The sequence below is a fragment of the Pseudoalteromonas sp. 5Ae-yellow genome (assembly GCF_014077565.1).
Taxonomy (GTDB): domain Bacteria; phylum Pseudomonadota; class Gammaproteobacteria; order Enterobacterales; family Alteromonadaceae; genus Pseudoalteromonas.
Map to the genome: position 1 here is coordinate 1 of NZ_JACGWD010000075.1, position 20575 is coordinate 20575.

Consider the following 20575-nt stretch of genomic DNA (forward strand, 5'->3'; position numbering starts at 1 on the left):
ACAGTTTACCGTGGGTGAATAATATCTATTAGATCACAGCGAACAGATGGATTCAAGGTTAAAAAGCAACCAACCAAGAATAGTTGGATACGTTCCTAAAAAGAGTAATTCTACAGCCTCAACGCCCGCTTAAGCGGACAAAAATTGTTGGTTATAATGTGGAGCGAAGCGGAACCTAACCAACTGTTTTTGTTCCGTTTAAATCGCTTGTTAGCACTATATATATTGCGATGCACTTTCTTTTAAGGCTTCTAGCATTACTAATATTTCTGATGGAGAATAAGCAGTAGCATTACCCTCAAAACCATAACGCCACGAAACAAAATGGTCACGGTATTTTTCAAAAAACTCTTCTGATGTTATTCCATTTATACGCTTTTCAAATGCACTACTGATTTGTTAACGGTTAGCATCATTTAAATGGTTAAATAGTTTGCCAAGGTCATGCCCTCTGTTGCTACCTTCACTAGTTACATTCTCATACTTGGTAACACCTTCACAGTACTCTGATGGTCGATTAAAAACAGTTTGCCCATCAAAACATTTTAGATAAAGTTCAATCGCAAAAGTAGCATTTACAATAAATGGAGAGCCTCTATATTGCATTTCATTAGCTTGATTTAAAACCTGAGCTGCAATATGAAAACCTTCCGCTTTATAATAGATATTGGGTTCCGCTTTTCTTAAAACCTTCATTTATGTAACCTACTCAACTTATAGTGCTAACAATTTTGTCTACGACATTTGTCGTTTTATAAACCGACAAATGTCCATGTATTACTATGTATTTATCTTAACCATCAAATAAACACCTGTAAACAATAAGTTAACTGAAAATTATTTTTAATCAGAGCGCAAATGCGCCGAAATGGTGGAGATCAGTAATATTGGACAAAACAAAATCAACTGTCTATATATACAGTTAAATTTTACTAGAGATTCATATCATGAAATCACCTTCTTTAACTATAATAGCCGAACAAATATATCTAAAGCGTATTTATACTGGATAGCTTCGTTTATTCGTTTTAACTCTATGAGGCACCCAACAACGATGGGAGACAATGAGGTCGAACTTTTTTTAGCTTTTTTAAACTCGTTCAGTCAACCAACAAAATGTTGCTCCTAACACTCAAACACAAGCCTTAAATGCGTTGAGCTTTTTATTTAAAGAAGTGATTAAAAAGCCACTCTCATTAGGTTTTATTAAGAGCAAACGAGCAACTAATTTCACAACAAATTCCCAACGCCGTTATCAGCCCTTTTTCAAGATTATAAACTCCCCGATTTAAAACAAAAAAGCACAGCCCAAAACAGCCATGCTTTTTAATCAACCTTAATCCAGCTCGGTTTACAAACGAATTCCGCCGTCTATTTCAACCACACGGCCGGTAAAAAAGTCGTTTTCGATTATGTATTGTGCAGTATGGGCAATTTCGTCGCTTTCGCCTAAACGCCCTACTGGCGTTACTGCGAGCATACGTTGTTTGGCTTCGGGCTTCATGGCGTCGGTCATGGCGGTGCTTATAACACCTGGCGCAATAGCGCCTACGCGTATACCAAATCGACCAAGTTCTTTAGCCCATGTGGTGGTAAGTGCCACTACGCCTGCTTTTGATGCCGCGTAGTTTGTTTGGCCTATGTTACCTGCACGCGCTACGCTCGACATATTGACTATAACGCCGCCTTTGCCTGATTCAATCATGTGGCTTGCAGCTTCCCGCCCTGCTAAAAACACACCGGTCAGGTTTACATCAATAACTGATTGAAATTGCTCAAGAGACATTTTTTTAACGACCTTGCCATCTTTAGCCTTTATAAACATGCCGTCGCGTAAAATACCGGCGTTGTTTATAAGCACACCAATGTGGCCAAAATCGCTGTTGATGGTATTAAATACGCTTTCTACTTCGCTCTCATTTGTTACGTTTGCGGCATAACCTTTAATATTGCTGGTTACACCTTCAAGCTGAGTGAGTTGTTCGCATGCTGTGTTTAATAAATCTTGCGCCATATCTATTAAAGCAATGTTAGCACCCATAAGTGCAAACTTTTGCGCCATTGCAAAGCCTAAACCTTGTGCGCCACCGGTTATTACTACCGTGTTATTTTTAATTTCCACGCGTTGCTCCTACTTTGAAAACAGTTTAAAAATGGCACTAAAGTCATCACTACCCGCACCTTGGTGCTGTAGCATAGTGTATAAATTTTTAGCCATTGAACCCATAGGGGTTGATGAATTACTTTGCTGCGCGGCTTCCATGGCAAGGCCTAAATCTTTAGCCATTAAATCGACCATAAAGCCAGGTTTGTAATCGTTACTTGCTGGGGCTGTATCCATTACACCTGGGCAAGGGTTGTAAAGTTCAAGCGTCCAGTTACGGCCCGAACTTGCGGTCATTATGTCGCTAAGTACTTTAGGATCGAGGCCGTTATTAATACCCATTTGCAGTGCTTCGCTGGTGCCTGCCATTAAAATGCTAAGTAGCATGTTATTACATATTTTTGCTACTTGCCCTGCGCCAATATCGCCTGCATGGAATATGTTTTTACCCATATCACTCAGCACTGTATTTGCTTTATCAAACGCTGCTTTTTCGCCGCCTACAATAAAAGTAAGTGTGCCTGCGGTTGCGCCTGCAACACCGCCCGATACTGGTGCATCTACAAAGCTTATGCCTTGTTTGCCAAGTGCACTGCCTACAGTGCGTGCTGATTCTGCATCTATTGTTGAGCAATCAATTACTAATGTATTTTTGCTCAGCACGTTAATTAAACCGCTGTCGTCGTTATTTCCTAAATACAGCGATTTAACATGCTTGCCTGCAGGTAACATACTAATAAGTACGTCAGCATTGGTTGCGCACTGCTTTGCATCAACTGCTGCTTTTGCGCCTTTGCTTGCAAGTTCATTTACGACCGACTGGTTTAAATCGAACACACTCACAGTATGTCCAGCTTTAATTAAGTTAGCCGCCATTGGGCCGCCCATATTGCCTAAGCCGATAAAACCGATATTGAGTTTAGTCATCGTCTTTCCTTTATTTGTGTATTGGCGTGTCTAAGCCATCGAGTGGATGGTTTTCGTCAAAGTGATTAGCAAAAAAGCTGTCTATTATTGTTTGTGGGACATCACTAAGTGCTTTGTACTGCCAATTAGGCGCGCCGTCTTTATCTATTAATAACGCCCTTACACCTTCTTGAAACTCACCTACTTCGCCAGCACGAACCGACATACCCAGCTCCATTTTAAAACACGTTAATAAGCTTTTGCCTTTACTTGTTTTTAATTGCTCACTAACGAGTGCGCAGCTTAGTGGGCAGCCGTGTTTAAGTGATTTTTGAGCGCGTTGTAGCCATTTATCGTCAGTAGCTAACCCTAAAATATAATCAACTTGCTCCTGCAAGGTTGTAAATTCACCCAGCTTTTGAATTGTTTTTAAATTAGCTTTTATATTGCCTTTTGGCATACGCGCAGATTGGTTGTCTAAATCGGTTAATAACTTAGTTAAACGCTCATGATTTAAGCTTGCGGTTTTGCCCCATTTAGCTGCTAAAATTTGCGCAAGCATGGAATCATATTTAGTGCTGTCGATGAAGTGATCGGCAAGCGATACAAAACGCGCGTCGTCGCAGTTAATTGATGCTGACGTTAGCCCTAAAAATAACCCGACGTTTTGTGGCATTTTATGTAAAAAGTAACTCCCGCCTACATCTGGGTATAAACCTATGGTTTGCTCTGGCATGGCAATGCGTGATGTTTCGGTTACGACGCGGTGGCTAGCACCGGCCATTAGCCCTAAACCGCCACCCATCACTATGCCGTTACCCCAAACGAGGATAGGTTTATCAAAGGTATGAATAAGGTAATCAAGCTTGTACTCTAGCGTAAAAAACTCTTCAACTAAGCTTGTTGGTTTACCTTGCGCCATTGCATGATGAAGGCTTACAACATCGCCGCCTGCACAAAATGCTTTATCGCCTGCGCCTTTTAACAACACCATTGCAATAGCATCATCGTCTTGCCAAGCTCGCAATTGCGGTTCAAGTAATTTGATCATCTCAAAATTAAGTGCATTTAAGGCTTTTGGCGCGTTGAGTGTAATAAGCCCAATTAAACTGCCATTTTCTGCGGTTGCGGTTTCAAATACCACGGGCTCATCGGCGCTATTTAATAATGTTAAAACACTCATTAGCCATTTACCCAGTTAGCGCGGCGTTTTTCTAAAAAGGCATTTACGCCCTCTTGTTGATCTTCGGTATCAAATAAACCAACAAATAACTCGCGCTCAAGAGGCAATACACTTGCCATTGATTGATGGCGCCCTTTTTGAATCAATGTCTTACATGCTGCAACTGAGGTGGGGCTTTGATCGGCCACTTGGTTGGCAAGTTTTAGTGCTGCCGCAAAGCTTTCACCTTTTGGTACTACTTCTTCCACTAAGCCGATTTGCAAGGCTTTATCAGCTTTTAAGCGCTCGCCGCATAAAATCATCCGTTTTGCCCAGCCTTCGCCTACAAGCCATGCTAAATTTTGTGTACCACCCGCACACGGTAATAACCCTACTTTAGCTTCAGGGAGCGCCATTTGTGCTTGCTCTTCCGCAATACGTATATCGCACGCAAGCGCAACTTCTAGCCCGCCGCCCATTGCATAACCATTAATGGCTGCAACCGACACACCTCTAAAATTAGTAAGCGCTTCAAATGCTTCACCAAATACACGCGACATATCAGCGGCTACGCCTTTATCGCCACCAGCAAATACGTTTAGGTCGGCACCTGCGCTAAAAAACTTCTCGCCTTCACCAGTCAGTACTAAGGCGTAAATATTTTTGTTATTATTAAGCGCGTTAACGGTATTTTTTAAATCAACTAGGGTGTCTTTTGTCCAGGTATTAGCTGGCGGATTAGACATAGTTAAAATAGCAACATGACCTTCGGTTGTAAGTTCAATACTCGGATTAGATTTAGATTCTGACATACATTGCTCCTTATAAAACGTCGCTTGCAGACTCAGCCAAAATACGGCGCGCTATAATCACACGCATAATTTCGTTAGTGCCTTCTAAAATTTGATGAACGCGTACATCACGTACATGGCGCTCAAGCGGGTATTCTTTTATGTAACCGTAACCACCATGAATTTGCAGTGCGTCGTTACATACGGTAAAGCCAACATCGGTAGCAAAACGTTTAGCCATGGCGCAGTAAGTTGTTTTTTCAACGTCGTTATTATCAAGTTTAAATGCAGCAAGCCTTACCATTTGGCGCGCAGCTACAAGTTCGGTGTTCATATCGGCAATTTTAAATTGCAGTGCTTGAAACGCAGCCAATGGTTTACCAAATTGAGTGCGCTCTTTTAAGTATTCGCGGGCGGTATTAAGCGCCGCTTGCGCTGTACCAATTGAACATGTGGCAATGTTAATTCGGCCGCCATCAAGGCCTTGCATCGCAAATTTAAAGCCTTCTCCTTCTGCGCCTAACAAGTTATGCGCAGGAATGCGTACATCTTCAAAGCTAATTAGGCGTGTTGGTTGTGCGTTCCAACCCATTTTTTCCTCAGCTTTGCCGTATTCAACGCCTTTTGCGTCGGCAGGCACTACAAATGCCGAAATACCCGCAGCGCCTTCGCCGCCTGTACGTGCCATTACAACTAGCACTTCAGTTTCGCCAGCGCCCGATATAAACATTTTTGAGCCGTTAATAACGTACTCATCGCCCTCAAGCACGGCTTTGGTTTTAAGTGATGCGGCGTCTGAGCCCGACCCTGGCTCAGTTAAACAATAAGAGGCAAGTAACTCGCCCATTACTAATTGCTCAACGTATTTGTCTTTTACGGCATCGGTACCAAAACTTGCTACCATCCAGGTGGCCATATTATGAATGGTTAACATGGCCGTGGTTGCTGTGCAGCCCATAGCAAGTTGTTCAAAAATAATGCTCGAATCTAAACGAGATAAACCAAGGCCGCCTGCTTCCTCTGGCGTGTATAAACCACAAAAACCAAGCTCGCCCGCAGCTTTAATCGTGTCTTTAGGAAAGATATGTTCGCGATCCCATTTTGCGGCATGGGGCGCAAGTTCTGACTCGGCAAATTGACGTGCAGTTTGTGCAAAGGCTTGTTGATCTTCAGATAAGTTAAAGTCCATGGTAGACCTCTTTAATTGTGTTAGTTGTGTTGTTAGTGTTTCCCGTTACAGGGATAGTTTGTGACGAGCGGCGAAGGCTTATGTGTGTGTTGTGTGTGAAGTAGCCTTCGCGCCCATCTTTTTTATTAATTATTCTTTTATTTACTCATTTTTTAATTACGATTATTTTAAGTTAATACTCATGTTTGGGCCCGACGCAATGTCGTCTTCAAACCAACGTGATGTAATTGTTTTAGTTTCTGTGTAAAAGCGAATACCTTGCTTACCGTACGTGTGAGTATCGCCGTAAAACGAGCCTTTCCAACCAGTGAATGAAAAGAACGGAAGTGGCACCGGAATTGGCACATTAATACCTACTTGGCCTACTTCAATTTCGTGTTGGAATTTACGAGCCACTGCGCCGCTTGACGTAAATAACGAGGTACCGTTACCGTAAGGGCTGTCGTTAATAAGGGCGATTGCCTCTTCAAGCGTGTCTACAAACATACACGCTAGTACTGGACCAAATATTTCTTCTTTGTATAAATCCATCTCTTTGGTTACATCGGTAAATAACGTCGGACCAACCCAGTTACCTTGCTCATACCCTTCAACCGTAAAGTCAGAGCCATCAATTAAACAGGTAGCGCCTTGCTCTTTACCACCAGCAATGAGTGATAAAATACGTGCCTTTGCTGCTTTTGATGTTTGTGGACCGTATGCCGCGTTTGCATCATCCCACACGCCTGGGCGTACATTTTCAAAGCCTGCTTTTATTTCATCTACCCACTGACTTGCTTGACCTACAAACACAGCAACCGAAATACCCATACAACGCTGGCCAGCAGCACCGACAGATGCGCCTACTAGGTTGTTTACAACGTGCGATTTACTTGCATCAGGCATAATAACCATGTGGTTTTTAGCGCCAACACACGCTTGCACGCGTTTAAGATTTTGTGTGCCTTTAGAATAAATATAAGCACCTACACCACACGAGCCTACAAACGAAATAGCACGCACTGCTTTATCTTCTAGTAAGCGGTCTACTTGTGGTTTTGTACCATGAACAACCTGTAATACGCCTTTTGGTGCGCCGGCTTCAATAAATAGCTCAGCTAAGCGCATTGGTGTAAGTGGATCTTGCTCTGACGGTTTTAAAATAAAGGTGTTACCACACACAATAGCGAGCGGGAACATCCAAAGAGGGATCATTGCTGGGAAGTTAAACGGGGTTACGCCCGCGCATACGCCAAGTGGCTGCATGTAAGAATACGTATCGATTTTACGCGCTACGTTTTCCATTGTTTCACCCATCATTAATGATGGTGCGTTTGCTGCTTGTTCTACTACTTCAATACCGCGCCAAACATCGCCTTTTGCATCTTCAAATGTTTTACCCAATTCATGGCAAATAATGGTAGCAAGCTCATCATGATGTTCCTTTAATAGCGCCGCGTACTTCATCATAATGCGAGCACGTTCAGTAATGGGTACGTCTTTCCATGTTTTAAACGTCTCAGAAGCTGAGGCAATTGCCGCGTCCATTTCTGATTCTGTGGTACATGGCACTTGTGCAAGTACTTCTTGAGTTGCTGGGTTTATAACATCGATAAGCTCTTTTGATGCTGATTGAATAAATTCGCCATTAATAAGTAGTGGTACTTGGTGCATGATTAAATCCTAGTGTGTGAGTTGTGTGTTCTCTTTTAAAATTGGTAGCGCCGCTTTGTTAGTATTATTAGTGCAGCGCTTTTATAGTTATTCGTACAGCTTTCTTATAACTATTAAATACCTAGTTAATACGCTTCTACGGCCATAGCAACCGCTTCACCGCCACCAATACATAAAGACGCAATGCCTTTTTTAAGGCCTCGGTTTTTAAGGGCATGAATAAGCGTTACTAAAATACGCGCGCCGCTTGCACCAATTGGATGACCAAGTGCACATGCACCGCCATTGACGTTTACTTTGCTTTCATCAAGTTTTAACTCGTTAATAGCCAGCATGGTTACCATGGCAAATGCTTCGTTAATTTCCCAAAGGTCAACATCGTTTACTGCCCAACCTGCTTTTTCAAGCACGCTGCTTATTGCACCTACTGGCGCTACTGTAAATTCACTTGGTTTTTGAGAATGTGTGCTGTGCGCGACAATTTTACAAAGCGGTGTTAAGCCCTGCTCTTTTGCTTTAGATTCGCTCATTAATATAAGCGCTGCGCCACCATCTGAAATTGACGATGAATTAGCCGCTGTAATAGTGCCGTCTTTTTTAAAAGCTGCACGTAGGCTTGGAATTTTTTCTGGGCGGGCGTTACCTGGTTGCTCGTCAATCGATACTGTTACATCGCCTTTGCGTGTTTGCATTGTATGGGGTGCAACTTCGTTGTCAAAGCTACCGTTTTGTATCGCGGCTTTAGCTTTACTTAATGAGCCTAGTGCAAACGCATCCATTTGCTCGCGGCCAATGCCGTATTCATCGGCGGTGTCTTGTGCAAAACAACCCATAGCTTTGTTGTCGTAAGCGTCTTCAAGGCCATCGCTCATCATGTGATCTTTTATTTCGCCATGTCCCATGCGCATACCGCCACGCGCTTTAGGTATGAAGTACGGTGCGTTTGTCATGCTTTCCATGCCACCGGCAATAGCAGATTGAATAGAGCCTGCTTTAATTAAATCGTTTGCAAGCATGGCCGCTTTTAAACCAGAGCCACATACTTTATTAATTGTTGTAGCGCCAGTGCTAAGTGCAAGGCCTGCTTTTAACATTGCTTGGCGTGCGGGTGCTTGTCCAAGGCCTGCTGGTAATACACAGCCCATAATTACTTCGTCTATTGCATCATTAGCTAAACCAGTTTGTGCAAGTGCGCTTGCAATGGCGGTAGCGCCAAGTTCGGTAGACTGCGCATCACTTAACGCTCCCATAAAACCACCCATTGGGGTGCGTTTTGCTGCTACAATTACCACTGATTCTAAAGTCATAACTAACTCCATTGTATTTATATGCAAATAGTTGTTAGTATATTTGCTCTATTAATTTAGTATTCATTTATTATTTAATACCCTTACACAATACTAACGTTTACGCCAACGTCAACTAAAAACAGCTTAATTTTTAGTTTTATAAGTGTAAGGATTATTTTCCATCGGTTAGACTACACTGATAAAATAAAAATAACTCATTGAATATTAATAATATAAACCAATATTTCGCTTAAACACCCCTTTATAAATAGTTTCAAATCACACCAAGCTTTACCTTTACGTAAACTTCACTTATATTGGAGTTATTCGAATGAGGTAAATACAATTATGAAACCAGATAATCAAACAAACTTTGCAAGCTCAGCCAAAATGCCGGCCAGTAATGAACAAACATTTAGCATTAGCGAACTCGCTAAAGAATTTGACATTACAACCCGCTCTATTCGCTTTTACGAAGACCAAGGGTTAATAACCCCAGAGCGTAATGGTCAAACCCGTATTTATTCAAAACGCGATAAAGTGCGTTTAAAACTAATATTACGTGGTAAACGATTGGGCTTTACATTGGCCGAAACCGGTCGTTTGTTTGAACTGTACGACGCAGATAAATCAAGCGCTAAGCAGTTGGTTACTATGCTTGACCTTATTTCGGAAAAAAAAGCAGACCTATCTCAACAAATGGACGACATTAAAGTTGTTCTTATGGAGTTGGTGACGGCCGAGCGCCGCTGCAGAGACACGCTTAATAAAATAGACGAGTAAGTTTATTTTTAAAATAAAAACACACTGACAACACACACGTCACACAGGAATGAATCATGAGCACTATTTCACTATATAAAGAAATGAACTTTGGCCTTGGCGAAACCGCCGATATGATCCGCGACCACGTAAACAGTTTTGCGAGTCAGGAGATTGCCCCGCTTGCTGAAAAAACGGACTTAGATAACGCTTTTCCAAATCAACTTTGGACTCAAATGGGCGAAATGGGCGTACTAGGTATGACCGTATCTGAAGAACTTGGCGGCGCCGGTTTAGGTTACTTAGAACATGTTATTGCTATGGAAGAAATTAGCCGTGCCAGTGCCTCTATAGGGTTAAGCTATGGAGCACATTCAAACCTGTGCGTTAATCAAATTAACCGTAACGGCACACAAGCTCAAAAAGAAAAATACTTACCTAAGCTTATTAGTGGCGAGCACATTGGTGCCCTTGCAATGAGCGAGCCTAATGCGGGCTCTGACGTTGTATCGATGAAACTCAAAGCCGAAAAAAAAGGTGATAAGTACATTTTAAATGGCAATAAAATGTGGATCACCAATGGTCCAGACGCGCACACGTTAGTTATTTACGCTAAAACAGATTTAAACGCCGGCGCTAAAGGTATTACCGCGTTTATTGTTGAAAGTAACTTTCCTGGTTTTTCAACAGCGCAAAAGCTCGACAAACTGGGCATGCGCGGCTCAAATACCTGTGAGCTAGTATTTGAAAACTGCGAAGTACCCCAGGAGAACATTTTAGGTAACTTAAACGAAGGCGTTAAAGTTCTTATGAGTGGCCTTGATTACGAACGCGTAGTACTTGCAGCGGGCCCGCTTGGCATAATGCAAGCGTGTATGGACATAGTGGTACCGTACATTCATGAGCGTAAACAGTTTGATACCCCTATTGGTCAATTTCAGTTAATTCAAGGCAAAGTAGCCGACATGTATACACAAATGAATGCTGCCCGCTCATACGTATATACGGTAGCTAAAGCGTGTGACCGAGGCGAAACCACCCGTAAAGATGCAGCCGGAGCAATTTTATACGCAGCAGAGCTTGCAACTAAAATGGCGCTAGATGCAATTCAAATTTTAGGTGGCAATGGCTATATAAACGAATACGCAACGGGTCGTCTTCTTCGTGACGCTAAATTATACGAAATTGGTGCAGGTACATCAGAAATACGCCGCATGCTTATTGGCCGCGAACTTTTCACTGAAAGCCGTTAAGGATTAAACCATGACTATTTTAAAATCGAGCGTTAATCCTCACGATCCAACGTTTGTGCAAAACCATAAAAATATGTCAGCGCTGGTGGATGATTTACGCAGTAAAGTAGCAATAATTAGCCAAGGTGGAGGCGCTGCATTAAAGGAGCGCCACGAAGGCCGTGGTAAATTATTTGTACGCGACCGCATAAACACATTAATTGACGAAGGCTCACCGTTTTTAGAAATTTCGCAATTTGCAGCCTTTGGTGTGTACGAACAAGCAATACCTTGTGCAGGCGTTGTAGCCGGTATAGGCCGTGTTAAAGGCGTTGAATGCATGATTATTGCAAACGATGCCACGGTTAAAGGCGGTACATATTTTCCGCTTACCGTTAAAAAGCATTTACGCGCACAAGACATCGCAGAGCGCTGCCACTTACCGTGTATTTATTTGGTGGATTCTGGCGGTGCAAATCTGCCAGAGCAAGATGATGTATTTCCAGATAAGTTACATTTTGGTCGTATTTTTTACAACCAAGCCCGTATGTCGGGCAAAGGCATTCCACAAATTGCCGTGGTAATGGGTTTATGTACCGCAGGTGGTGCGTATGTACCAGCGATGGCCGATGAAAGCATTATTGTAAAAGATCAAGGCACTATATTTTTAGCAGGCCCGCCGCTTGTAAAAGCAGCAACAGGCGAAGAAGTAACCGCTGAAGAGTTAGGCGGCGCCGATGTGCACTGTAAAGTGTCGGGTGTTGCCGATCACTTTGCTGAAAACGATGCTCATGCGCTTTCTATTGCGCGCCAATGTATAGAACGTATTAACTACACACGTCCGACCGCCCCTCTTCTAGAGGATGTAAAACCACCTCGTTATGATATTAACGAGCTTTACGGCATTGTAGGCACCGACCTTAAAAAGCCGTTTGATGTACGCGAGGTAATAGCGCGCACAGTGGATGATTCATCATTTGATGAATTTAAACGTTACTTTGGTGAAACGCTGGTCACCGGTTTTGCCAGCATTTATGGCAACCCGGTTGGCATAGTGGCTAATAACGGTATTTTATTTAGTGAGTCGGCGCAAAAAGGCGCGCACTTTATTCAGCTGTGTGCTCAGCGCAATATTCCTTTAGTGTTTTTACAAAATATTACCGGCTTTATGGTGGGTAAAAAATACGAAGCCGAAGGCATTGCTAAGCACGGCGCTAAAATGGTGATGGCGGTTTCGTGTGCTGATGTGCCTAAATTCACTGTACTTATTGGCGGCTCTTACGGCGCAGGTAACTACGGAATGTGTGGCCGCGCATTTGAACCAACCATGATGTGGATGTGGCCTAATGCCCGTATTTCTGTAATGGGCGGCGAGCAAGCAGCCGGTGTAATGGCGCAAGTTAAACAAGATGGTTTAGCACGTAAAGGCCAAAACATGAGCGAGCAAGAAATCAGTGATTTTAAAAAGCCAATTATTGATCAATACGAAGAGCAAGGTCACCCGTATTACGCAAGTGCACGCTTGTGGGATGACGGCATTATAGACCCTGCCGACACGCGTAATGTATTAGGGCTTGCGTTAACAGCTGCGAATAACGCACCAAAACGTGATTCGAAATTTGGCGTATTTAGAATGTAACCGGAGCGCAAAATGTCAGTAACACTACAAATAACAAAATCTAATGTGGCTGTACTTGTGTTAAGCCGCCCAGAAAAAAGAAACGCATTTAACAGTGAAGTAATACACGAGCTGATTCAGTGTATTGAACATGCAAATACGCTTGATATTCGTGCTTTGGTTTTAAAAACTGAGGGTAAACACTTTTCAGCCGGTGCCGATTTAGCCTGGATGAAATCAATGGCTGATAACAACTACACCGATAACCTAGCTGATTCAATGCAATTAGCTAAATTAATGCAGGTATTGGCAAGCTCCCCGCATCCTACAATTTGTGCTGTGCAAGGTGCCGCTTTTGGTGGTGCTCTGGGCTTAATAGCCTGTTGCGACATAGCCCTTAGTAAAGACGATGCGCAATTTTGTTTAAGTGAAGTAAAGCTGGGTCTTATTCCGGCGGTTATTAGCCCGTATGTAATTAAAGCCATTGGTGAGCGCGCTGCTCGCAGGTACTTTTTAACGGCTGAAGTGTTTGATGCCCATACTGCTAAGCAACTTGGTTTAATTCATCAAGTAACCGGTAATTTAGACTGCGCGCTCGATAATATGCTGCAAACACTGATTGATAACGGACCTGTTGCAGTAAAAGCCGCAAAAGCATTAATTAACGATGTAGCAAATAAACCAATAACCGATGAACTCATTGAGCTTACCGCAGAGCGTATTGCAAAAATTCGCGTATCTGAAGAAGGTCAAGAAGGGCTAAGTGCTTTTTTTGATAAACGCCCACCCGCTTGGCAACTGTAGGATTGATTATGAAGACACAACGATTACAAAAAATACTAATTGCCAATCGTGGAGAAATTGCGTGCCGTGTAATGCGCAGCGCAAAACAAATGGGCTTAACCACGGTCGCGGTTTACTCTGATGCAGACAAACATGCCCAGCACGTAAAAATGGCTGACGAGGCTTACCATATTGGTGCCGCGCCAAGTAAAGATTCGTATTTAGTAGCAGACAAAATTTTACAAGTTGCCAAAGACTGCGGCGCTGACTGTATTCACCCAGGGTATGGTTTTTTATCTGAGAACAGCGAATTTGCTAAAGCCTGCGAAGCTAATAACATTGCTTTTATAGGGCCACCAGCAAGTAGCATTGAAGCAATGGGGTCTAAAACCCGCGCTAAAGAAATAATGGCAGCTGCTAATGTACCGTTAGTGCCTGGTTATTACGGTGATAAGCAAGACCCTGCTTTTTTACAAAGTGAAGCTGAAAAAATTGGCTACCCTGTACTAATTAAAGCCGCCTTTGGTGGCGGTGGTAAAGGCATGCGCGTTGTACAAAAAGCAAAAGACTTTATGAGCGCACTACAAGGTGCGCAACGTGAAGCGATTGCCGGTTTTGGTAACGATTTAGTATTACTTGAGCGCTACGTTAACCAGCCTCGCCATGTTGAAGTGCAAGTATTTGCAGATAACTACGGTAACTGTGTTTATTTAGGCGATCGTGATTGTTCTTTGCAACGTCGTCATCAAAAAGTAATTGAAGAAGCCCCTGCTCCGGGTTTATCTGACGAACTACGCAAAGAAATGGGCGAAGCGGCTGTACGTTGTGCACTGGCTATAAATTATAGAGGCGCAGGTACGGTTGAGTTTTTACTTTGTGGCGATGAATTTTTCTTTATGGAAATGAATACGCGCCTTCAAGTAGAACACCCAGTGACCGAAATGGTAACCGGTGTAGATTTAGTCAATTGGCAAATTAATATTGCGGGTGGGCAAACATTGCCAATGACACAAAGTAATATTCAATTGCAGGGTCATAGCTTTGAAGCGCGTATATACGCAGAAGATCCAGCCAACGACTTTATTCCGTGCTCGGGCACTATTGAAGCACTACACACACCCCTTAACAGTGAATTTGTACGCATTGATACAGGCATTGCACAAGGCGACGAAATTAGCCCGTTTTACGATCCGATGATTGCAAAACTTATTGTGCATGACGACAATCGCGAACAAGCACTGAGCCGCTTACAACAAGCCCTTGAGCAATTTCATTTAGCGGGTTTTAGCACTAACATTGGCTTTTTACATAATTTAGCAAGCCACCCCACGTTTAAACAAGGTGCGCCAAGCACACACTTTATTGCTGAGCAAGGTGATTCGTTAGTTGCTGTTGACGAATCGTTATTGCAAACAAGCCAGCTTATTGCTGCTTTTGCGTATTTAGAATCGTTAACTAACACCCAAAATGCGCAAAACAGTGCAAGCCCGTGGCAACAACTAACTGGATTTACACTCAATTCACCACAAGCAATTAAAGTCCCTTTTGCCGATTTACAACTAAGCGCTATAAAAACGACAGCGGGCTATAGTATTACGCATAACGAGCATGTATTTAAACTACAAGGCACATTAAATAATAATCTGTGCACTGTATTTATTAATGGTGAAAAACATAGCGCGCACGTAACTACGGTTGGTAATAGTACTGCGGGCAATATTGTCACTGTTATGAATAAAGCACTGCAAACTAAGCTTGAACTAGTTGATAAACATTATATTAGTTCGCACAAAAGCGAAGCTTTGCCACTTGCCGCGCCGCTTAATGGCACAGTAGTTAAGCACTTAATCGACATTGGTAGCACAATTACCAAAGGCGATGCGGTTGTTATTATCGAAGCCATGAAAATGGAATACACGCTTAACGCACCACACGACGGCATTTTAAGAAGCTACTGTTTTGGTGAAGGCGAATTAGTAACGCATGGAGCCTTACTTGCTATTGTCGAAGATACAACAGAGGAAGGTGCATAATGAGTGCCTTTCCAAATAAAGTACGTATTGTTGAAGTTGGCGCGCGAGACGGCCTACAAAACGAAAAAACAGTAAGCACAGCCGATAAAGTAGCGCTTATTAACGCCCTAAGTGCTGCTGGCTTAAAAGATATTGAAGCTGGCGCGTTTGTCTCCCCTAAGTGGGTGCCACAAATGGCAGACTCAGCGGATGTAATATCAGCGCTAGATTTACCCAATGTAAATTTAAGCGCCCTTACACCTAACTTAAAAGGTGCACAAGCAGCGCACGCTGTTGGTATTAAAGAGTTTGCTATATTTACAGCTGCAAGTGAGTCGTTTTGTCAAAAAAATATCAACTGCTCAATAGACGAAAGTATTGAACGTTTTAGCGAAGTAATGGCGTTTGCTAAAGCTAATAATATTCGTGTACGTGGTTATGTAAGCTGTGTACTCGGTTGCCCCTATGAGGGTGATATTGACCCGCAAGCAGTACTAAGTGTATCGCAAAAGCTATTAGATTTAGGCTGTTACGAAGTAAGCCTTGGCGATACCATAGGTGTTGGCACCGCAAAAAAAGTAACGCAATTAATCGAGTTACTTTTAACGCACATTGATAAAGCCAAGTTGGCCGTGCATTTTCATGATACATACGGCCAAGCGCTCACAAATATTTACGCAGCTTTAAGCCTAGGTATTGCAACGGTTGACGCGGCAGTTGCGGGCCTTGGTGGCTGTCCTTATGCTAAGGGGGCGTCAGGAAATGTTGCCACCGAAGATGTAGTTTACTTACTGCAAGGGCTTGGCATTGAACACTCAATTGATTTACAAAGGTTAAGTGACGCTGGCTGGGAGATAACCAAAGCACTTGGTAAGCAACCTGTGAGTAAAGTATCTGTGGCACTGCACACAAAATAACCTGAGCTCTGGATAATAAATCTATCTCAAGCAGCTATTTTCAGCACTAACTGCGTTGAATTTACTTGCAATAGGCCAGCTATTGACACGTAAATTCGCCTTGTTTTCACTGAAAATCTCTGGCTAGAGAAAATAAATTTAAATATCACCCTGATTCATATGTTAGTAAATCTATTAACCAGAGTTCAGGTTAAATAGCTATCTTATGAAATGATGATTAAAGATAGTTAACAACAAATAGCACACAATGAGGAGAGACTCATGGCCGGTTTTGATAAGGTAGTTTCTAGTTACGAAGCTGCAATGGAAGGATTAAAAGACGGCGATACCATTATTGCCGGTGGTTTTGGTTTATGTGGTATTCCTGAGGGCTTAATTAAACAAATTAAGCACATGCAAACAAAAAACTTAACCGTAGTATCTAATAACTGTGGTGTTGATGACTTTGGTTTAGGTATTTTATTACAAGACAAACAAATTAAAAAAGTAGTTGCCTCGTACGTTGGCGAAAATGCCCTATTCGAGCAGCAGTTATTAAGTGGCGAAATTGATGTAGAGCTTACGCCTCAAGGTACACTAGCTGAAAAAATGCGTGCTGGTGGCGCGGGTATACCTGCGTTTTACACCGCAACCGGTTACGGTACTCCTGTGGCTGAGGGTAAAGATGTAAAAGAGTTTAATGGTCGCCCGTATATTTTAGAAGAATCTATAACGGGTGAATTTGCTATTGTTAAAGCGTGGAAAGCCGACCGCTTTGGTAATTTAGTGTTTAGACACACCGCCATGAACTTTAATCCAATGGCGGCAACAGCGGGCAAAATTACCGTTGCCGAAGTAGAAGAAATTGTAGAGCCGGGTGAGCTTGAACCAAGCCAAATTCATACCCCGGGTATTTTTGTAAATCGCGTTATTAAAGGCAGCTTTGAAAAACGCATTGAACGTGTAACAACACGAGATTAAGCAGGAGCAAAATTATGGCATTATCACGTGAACAAGTTGCAATGCGCGTTGCACAAGAACTTCAAGATGGTTACTACGTAAATTTGGGCATAGGAATTCCGACACTCGTCGCAAACTATGTACCAGATGATATTGAAGTTATGTTACAGTCCGAAAATGGCCTTTTAGGCATGGGCCCGTACCCGACAAAAGCAGAGCTAGACGCCGATATGATTAACGCGGGTAAAGAAACCGTGACAGCAGCCACTGGTGCAGCCATATTTAATAGTGCAGATAGTTTTGCCATGATACGGGGTGGTCATGTAGACTTAACCGTTCTGGGTGCATTTGAAGTTGACCAGAATGGCAACATCGCATCGTGGATGATCCCTAAAAAGCTGATTAAAGGCATGGGTGGCGCGATGGATTTAGTCGCTGGCGCGAAAAACATTATTGTTACTATGACCCATGCAAGTAAGCATGGTGACTCTAAACTATTAGAGGCCTGCTCTTTACCGCTTACTGGCGTTAATTGCGTAAAAAAAATAGTAACAGATTTAGCCGTATTAGAAGTTAAAGATGGCGCATTTCATCTATTAGAACGTGCTCCGGGCGTATCTGTTGATGAAATCATTAGTAAAACAGCAGGTAAATTACTTGTTGACGGTGAAGTTCCAGAAATGGTTTTTTAGGCTTTAGCTTAAAATAACGCTTTACCCTGTACCGACCTCATTCCCAGTGCCAATGGCGCTGAGTTACCCAAAATCCCTCTTACGAGGGATTTTTTTTATCTTTTATCATTATTTTTACCGTCATTCATACATCTGTAGTAAATTTTATCTATAATACAAATATAAATTAAATGTAAGCGCTTAGATTCTTTGCACTATTTTGTGGATAGCCTGCACCCTTTTTGTGAACTAGCGTTAATTTTATTTTTAACCTACTGATATTTAAAGATTAAATAGTTGGTTCAAATTTTGCCTAAGTAAGGCGTCTCAATAAATTAAATAATTCTGGAAAACATGCAAACTCCTATTCGTGGCCTTCGCTCTTTTTGCTTTGCCGCAAGAAGCCTAAGTTTTAAGCATGCAGCTAATGAGCTGTACTTAACGCCGTCTGCGGTAAGCCATCAAATAAAACAACTTGAAGAACAACTTGGTATTGAGCTTTTTCAACGTAAAACGCGTTCAATTAGCTTAACCACAGCGGGTAAAAACTTTTTTGATGCTGTGTCTCCTATCATCACAATGTTAGAGAGCACCATTAATGAGTTTAGTCAGATGCAGCAAAATACAAATTTGACGATTACGCTGCCTGAATTTTTTGCCAGCGAACTACTCATGCCTAAATTAAGTGAGTGGACGTCAGAGCATCCTAATATAAACCTGCAAATGGACACGCTTAAAACACGCAAAGAATTAACGCGTCATAGCGATTTATCTATTGTATTGTCCTCTGGTAAACCTACTGAAGGGTTAGCGACTGAGTTGTTTAACCTTGAGTATATTCCTGCATGTAATAAAAAATTGCTCGATCAGTGGAGGGACGATCATTGTCAAGCCCTTAACCAAGTTCCGCTAATCTTGCACAAAGCTCGCCCGTGGGCTTGGCATCAGTGGGCCGAAAAAGCAGGGATTGATGACTTTTCTCCTTCGCAAATTATTCAAATAGATAGCATGTTTGGTGTAGCGCGTGCGGCGCAGCAAGGCATGGGCATTGCGCTTATTCCACTGCCTATTAGTCAAAGCTGGCTAGATGAGCAATGGCTTTATAAATTATTCGAACAGCCTTTAACAACTAAAGATAAATACTATTTAGTGCAGCACGAATCAAGCACGCCTAATCACCCCCTTGATTTATTTGCGAAGTGGGTTGTAAATACGTTTAGAAAAATCCAAGAATAATCCCCTATTAGACGAGTTGAGTAATACAACCTACTCTGTGTTGTATTACTGAACTCGTCTAAACCTCTCTGCAAATTTGAATAATATTTTTTATTTAAATACATAAGCTTAACGCCGAGCATTAGACTAAAGTCTATAGTTTAACTTTTTTCACTCATTGGTTTCATTTTTATCGTTTGTCGAAAATAAAGTTAAATATTAAAGTTACTTCATCAGCTCAAAACAACTTAGTTAATTTGTTTTTTAAGAGCAATAAATGCAACCTTTTGAGTTTTAGTAACTCAAACTTAGCAGTGAAAAGAATCTTATATTGTGTGTGTAAGATGTTGTCAGTGTGAAAAAGCGGTTCAAGTTAGGTGGTGACTTGGCTTGAACTGTTTTTATTCTTGGCTCAACCACATGATATGCAATACAAAGCTACCAAAGCGTAGTAAACAGAATCTTTATATTGTGTGTGAAGATGTTGTCAGTGTGAAAAAGCAGTTCAAGTTAGGTGGTGACTTGGCTTGAACTGTTTTTATTTTTGGCGCAAACCACATGATATGCAATACAAAGCTACCAAAGCGTAGTAAACAGAATCTTTATATTGTGTGTGAAGATGTTGTCAGTGTGAAAAGCGGTTCAAGTTAGGTGGTGACTTGGCTTGAACTGTTTTTATTCTTGGCTCAAACCACATGATATGCATTACAAGGCTACTAAAGCGTAGCAAACAGAATCTTTATATTGTGTGTGAAGATGTTGTCAGTGTGAAAAGCGGTTCAAGTTAGGTGGTGACTTGGCTTGGACTGTTTTTATTATTAAGCACATACATAATATAGCTATATACAGATTAATACATTTTAAAAAGCCCCGTAAGTTATAACTTACGGGGCTTTTTTAGTTAATTTTTTATTTGATACTCTTTTTTTAATTTACTTATTTGCACTTTATGTGAAATCAAGAAGGTATTAAATTTCTTGATTATGTCAGGGTAGTCAATCGACGATAATAAAAAGGCTTGTAAATCTGTCGGCAATTCGTTTTGAAAATAAACAGGTCTGGTTAATTTAAAGTATTTTAGGAGGTTATAATTTAATACATCGTTAGATATGTAAATACACTCCACCCGCTCTCTTAAAAGCAACTCTATTAATTCAATTACGTTAGCTGTTTCTATTAACTCAACGTTTTCATTATTCATTAACGGTTTCCCCCTGTGTCAGGATAGTTGTCGCCTCTAACTTTTAATAGAGGCAGATAAAATGAGACGTCGATTTACACAAGAATTTAAAGTTCAAGCTGTTGAAAAAGCATTATCTCAATGTGATGATG

19 protein-coding genes and 1 pseudogene are annotated in these 20575 nt (G+C 41.8%); 11 read left to right on the forward strand and 9 right to left on the reverse strand.

The window, feature by feature from the left end; all coding sequences use genetic code 11:
* Positions 1-399: 399 nt before the first annotated feature.
* Positions 400-696, reverse strand: coding sequence for a hypothetical protein (locus H4J63_RS20125; RefSeq protein ID WP_220467234.1), 297 nt, complete (start codon positions 694-696; stop codon positions 400-402).
* Positions 697-868: 172 nt separating this feature from the next.
* On the opposite strand from H4J63_RS20125, the gene H4J63_RS16705 reads away from it, so the two are divergent.
* Together H4J63_RS16705 and H4J63_RS20665 are read left to right on the forward strand one after the other, a co-directional pair.
* Positions 869-1129, forward strand: a complete 261-nt coding sequence (locus H4J63_RS16705) for a phage integrase N-terminal SAM-like domain-containing protein (RefSeq protein ID WP_409072682.1) — start codon at positions 869-871, stop codon at positions 1127-1129.
* A gap of 16 nt (positions 1130-1145) precedes the next feature.
* A pseudogene (locus H4J63_RS20665) lies at positions 1146-1292 on the forward strand (integron integrase); the annotation flags it as partial.
* Positions 1293-1351: 59 nt separating this feature from the next.
* Here H4J63_RS20665 and H4J63_RS16715 read toward each other — a convergent pair.
* The 7 genes from H4J63_RS16715 to H4J63_RS16745 all read right to left on the reverse strand — a co-directional run bounded on the left by H4J63_RS16715 (position 1352) and on the right by H4J63_RS16745 (position 9112).
* Positions 1352-2122, reverse strand: coding sequence for an SDR family oxidoreductase (locus tag H4J63_RS16715; protein WP_002961864.1), 771 nt, complete (start codon positions 2120-2122; stop codon positions 1352-1354).
* Between the two features lie 9 nt (positions 2123-2131).
* Positions 2132-3031, reverse strand: a complete 900-nt coding sequence (mmsB, locus tag H4J63_RS16720) for a 3-hydroxyisobutyrate dehydrogenase (RefSeq protein ID WP_002961865.1) — start codon at positions 3029-3031, stop codon at positions 2132-2134.
* A gap of 10 nt (positions 3032-3041) precedes the next feature.
* Positions 3042-4193: an enoyl-CoA hydratase/isomerase family protein gene (locus tag H4J63_RS16725; protein ID WP_182197620.1), complete on the reverse strand. Its 1152-nt coding sequence runs from the start codon at positions 4191-4193 to the stop codon at positions 3042-3044.
* Positions 4193-4984 carry an enoyl-CoA hydratase gene (locus tag H4J63_RS16730; RefSeq protein WP_165744340.1) on the reverse strand — a complete coding sequence of 264 codons (792 nt, stop codon included), beginning with the start codon at positions 4982-4984 and terminating at the stop codon, positions 4193-4195. Before H4J63_RS16730 ends, H4J63_RS16725 begins: the two co-directional genes overlap by 1 nt.
* A gap of 10 nt (positions 4985-4994) precedes the next feature.
* Positions 4995-6152, reverse strand: coding sequence for an acyl-CoA dehydrogenase family protein (locus H4J63_RS16735; RefSeq protein WP_002961869.1), 1158 nt, complete (start codon positions 6150-6152; stop codon positions 4995-4997).
* Between the two features lie 162 nt (positions 6153-6314).
* The gene (locus H4J63_RS16740; protein WP_024604003.1) at positions 6315-7805 is read right to left on the reverse strand and encodes a CoA-acylating methylmalonate-semialdehyde dehydrogenase; all 1491 of its coding nucleotides are present in this window, start codon (positions 7803-7805) and stop codon (positions 6315-6317) included.
* A gap of 125 nt (positions 7806-7930) precedes the next feature.
* On the reverse strand, positions 7931-9112 hold the full coding sequence (locus H4J63_RS16745; RefSeq protein WP_024590172.1) for an acetyl-CoA C-acyltransferase: 1182 nt from the start codon (positions 9110-9112) through the stop codon (positions 7931-7933).
* 330 nt (positions 9113-9442) lie between these two features.
* Between H4J63_RS16745 and H4J63_RS16750 the strand changes: the two genes are divergently transcribed.
* From H4J63_RS16750 to H4J63_RS16790, 9 genes are all read left to right on the forward strand, one after another.
* Entirely contained in the window at positions 9443-9877 is a 435-nt protein-coding gene (locus H4J63_RS16750; protein ID WP_008135264.1) for a MerR family DNA-binding transcriptional regulator, read from the forward strand.
* Between the two features lie 56 nt (positions 9878-9933).
* Positions 9934-11109 (forward strand): isovaleryl-CoA dehydrogenase, encoded by a 1176-nt coding sequence (locus H4J63_RS16755; protein ID WP_024604001.1) that lies wholly within the window; start codon positions 9934-9936, stop codon positions 11107-11109.
* Between the two features lie 10 nt (positions 11110-11119).
* Complete coding sequence (locus H4J63_RS16760) at positions 11120-12727, forward strand: carboxyl transferase domain-containing protein (protein WP_182197622.1); 1608 nt, start codon at positions 11120-11122, stop codon at positions 12725-12727.
* A gap of 12 nt (positions 12728-12739) precedes the next feature.
* Complete coding sequence (locus H4J63_RS16765; RefSeq protein WP_182197624.1) at positions 12740-13510, forward strand: enoyl-CoA hydratase/isomerase family protein; 771 nt, start codon at positions 12740-12742, stop codon at positions 13508-13510.
* Between the two features lie 8 nt (positions 13511-13518).
* Complete coding sequence (locus H4J63_RS16770; protein WP_182197625.1) at positions 13519-15522, forward strand: acetyl/propionyl/methylcrotonyl-CoA carboxylase subunit alpha; 2004 nt, start codon at positions 13519-13521, stop codon at positions 15520-15522.
* On the forward strand, positions 15522-16418 hold the full coding sequence (locus H4J63_RS16775) for a hydroxymethylglutaryl-CoA lyase (RefSeq protein ID WP_165723427.1): 897 nt from the start codon (positions 15522-15524) through the stop codon (positions 16416-16418). Before H4J63_RS16770 ends, H4J63_RS16775 begins: the two co-directional genes overlap by 1 nt.
* Positions 16419-16679: 261 nt before the next feature.
* Positions 16680-17378, forward strand: a complete 699-nt coding sequence (locus H4J63_RS16780; protein ID WP_008135270.1) for a CoA transferase subunit A — start codon at positions 16680-16682, stop codon at positions 17376-17378.
* A gap of 14 nt (positions 17379-17392) precedes the next feature.
* A complete protein-coding gene (locus H4J63_RS16785; protein ID WP_039489749.1) occupies positions 17393-18049 on the forward strand; it encodes a CoA transferase subunit B in 657 nt (218 codons plus the stop codon).
* A 333-nt stretch (positions 18050-18382) separates the two neighbouring features.
* Positions 18383-19264, forward strand: coding sequence for a LysR family transcriptional regulator (locus tag H4J63_RS16790; RefSeq protein WP_182197627.1), 882 nt, complete (start codon positions 18383-18385; stop codon positions 19262-19264).
* A gap of 880 nt (positions 19265-20144) precedes the next feature.
* Here the strand turns inward: H4J63_RS16790 and H4J63_RS16795 are convergent.
* Entirely contained in the window at positions 20145-20444 is a 300-nt protein-coding gene (locus H4J63_RS16795; protein ID WP_259365789.1) for a hypothetical protein, read from the reverse strand.
* Positions 20445-20575: the final 131 nt, after the last annotated feature.

Excerpts from the sequence above, each read along its gene's own strand:
- H4J63_RS20125 (WP_220467234.1), bottom strand. The coding sequence starts at position 696 with ATGAAGGTTTTAAGAAAAGCGGAACCCAATATCTATTATAAAGCGGAA.
- H4J63_RS16705 (WP_409072682.1), top strand. The coding sequence starts at position 869 with ATGGTGGAGATCAGTAATATTGGACAAAACAAAATCAACTGTCTATAT.
- mmsB (WP_002961865.1), bottom strand. The coding sequence starts at position 3,031 with ATGACTAAACTCAATATCGGTTTTATCGGCTTAGGCAATATGGGCGGC.
- H4J63_RS16725 (WP_182197620.1), bottom strand. The coding sequence starts at position 4,193 with ATGAGTGTTTTAACATTATTAAATAGCGCCGATGAGCCCGTGGTATTT.
- H4J63_RS16730 (WP_165744340.1), bottom strand. The coding sequence starts at position 4,984 with ATGTCAGAATCTAAATCTAATCCGAGTATTGAACTTACAACCGAAGGT.
- H4J63_RS16735 (WP_002961869.1), bottom strand. The coding sequence starts at position 6,152 with ATGGACTTTAACTTATCTGAAGATCAACAAGCCTTTGCACAAACTGCA.
- H4J63_RS16740 (WP_024604003.1), bottom strand. The coding sequence starts at position 7,805 with ATGCACCAAGTACCACTACTTATTAATGGCGAATTTATTCAATCAGCA.
- H4J63_RS16745 (WP_024590172.1), bottom strand. The coding sequence starts at position 9,112 with ATGACTTTAGAATCAGTGGTAATTGTAGCAGCAAAACGCACCCCAATG.
- H4J63_RS16750 (WP_008135264.1), top strand. The coding sequence starts at position 9,443 with ATGAAACCAGATAATCAAACAAACTTTGCAAGCTCAGCCAAAATGCCG.
- H4J63_RS16755 (WP_024604001.1), top strand. The coding sequence starts at position 9,934 with ATGAGCACTATTTCACTATATAAAGAAATGAACTTTGGCCTTGGCGAA.
- H4J63_RS16760 (WP_182197622.1), top strand. The coding sequence starts at position 11,120 with ATGACTATTTTAAAATCGAGCGTTAATCCTCACGATCCAACGTTTGTG.
- H4J63_RS16765 (WP_182197624.1), top strand. The coding sequence starts at position 12,740 with ATGTCAGTAACACTACAAATAACAAAATCTAATGTGGCTGTACTTGTG.
- H4J63_RS16770 (WP_182197625.1), top strand. The coding sequence starts at position 13,519 with ATGAAGACACAACGATTACAAAAAATACTAATTGCCAATCGTGGAGAA.
- H4J63_RS16775 (WP_165723427.1), top strand. The coding sequence starts at position 15,522 with ATGAGTGCCTTTCCAAATAAAGTACGTATTGTTGAAGTTGGCGCGCGA.
- H4J63_RS16780 (WP_008135270.1), top strand. The coding sequence starts at position 16,680 with ATGGCCGGTTTTGATAAGGTAGTTTCTAGTTACGAAGCTGCAATGGAA.
- H4J63_RS16785 (WP_039489749.1), top strand. The coding sequence starts at position 17,393 with ATGGCATTATCACGTGAACAAGTTGCAATGCGCGTTGCACAAGAACTT.
- H4J63_RS16790 (WP_182197627.1), top strand. The coding sequence starts at position 18,383 with ATGCAAACTCCTATTCGTGGCCTTCGCTCTTTTTGCTTTGCCGCAAGA.
- H4J63_RS16795 (WP_259365789.1), bottom strand. The coding sequence starts at position 20,444 with ATGAATAATGAAAACGTTGAGTTAATAGAAACAGCTAACGTAATTGAA.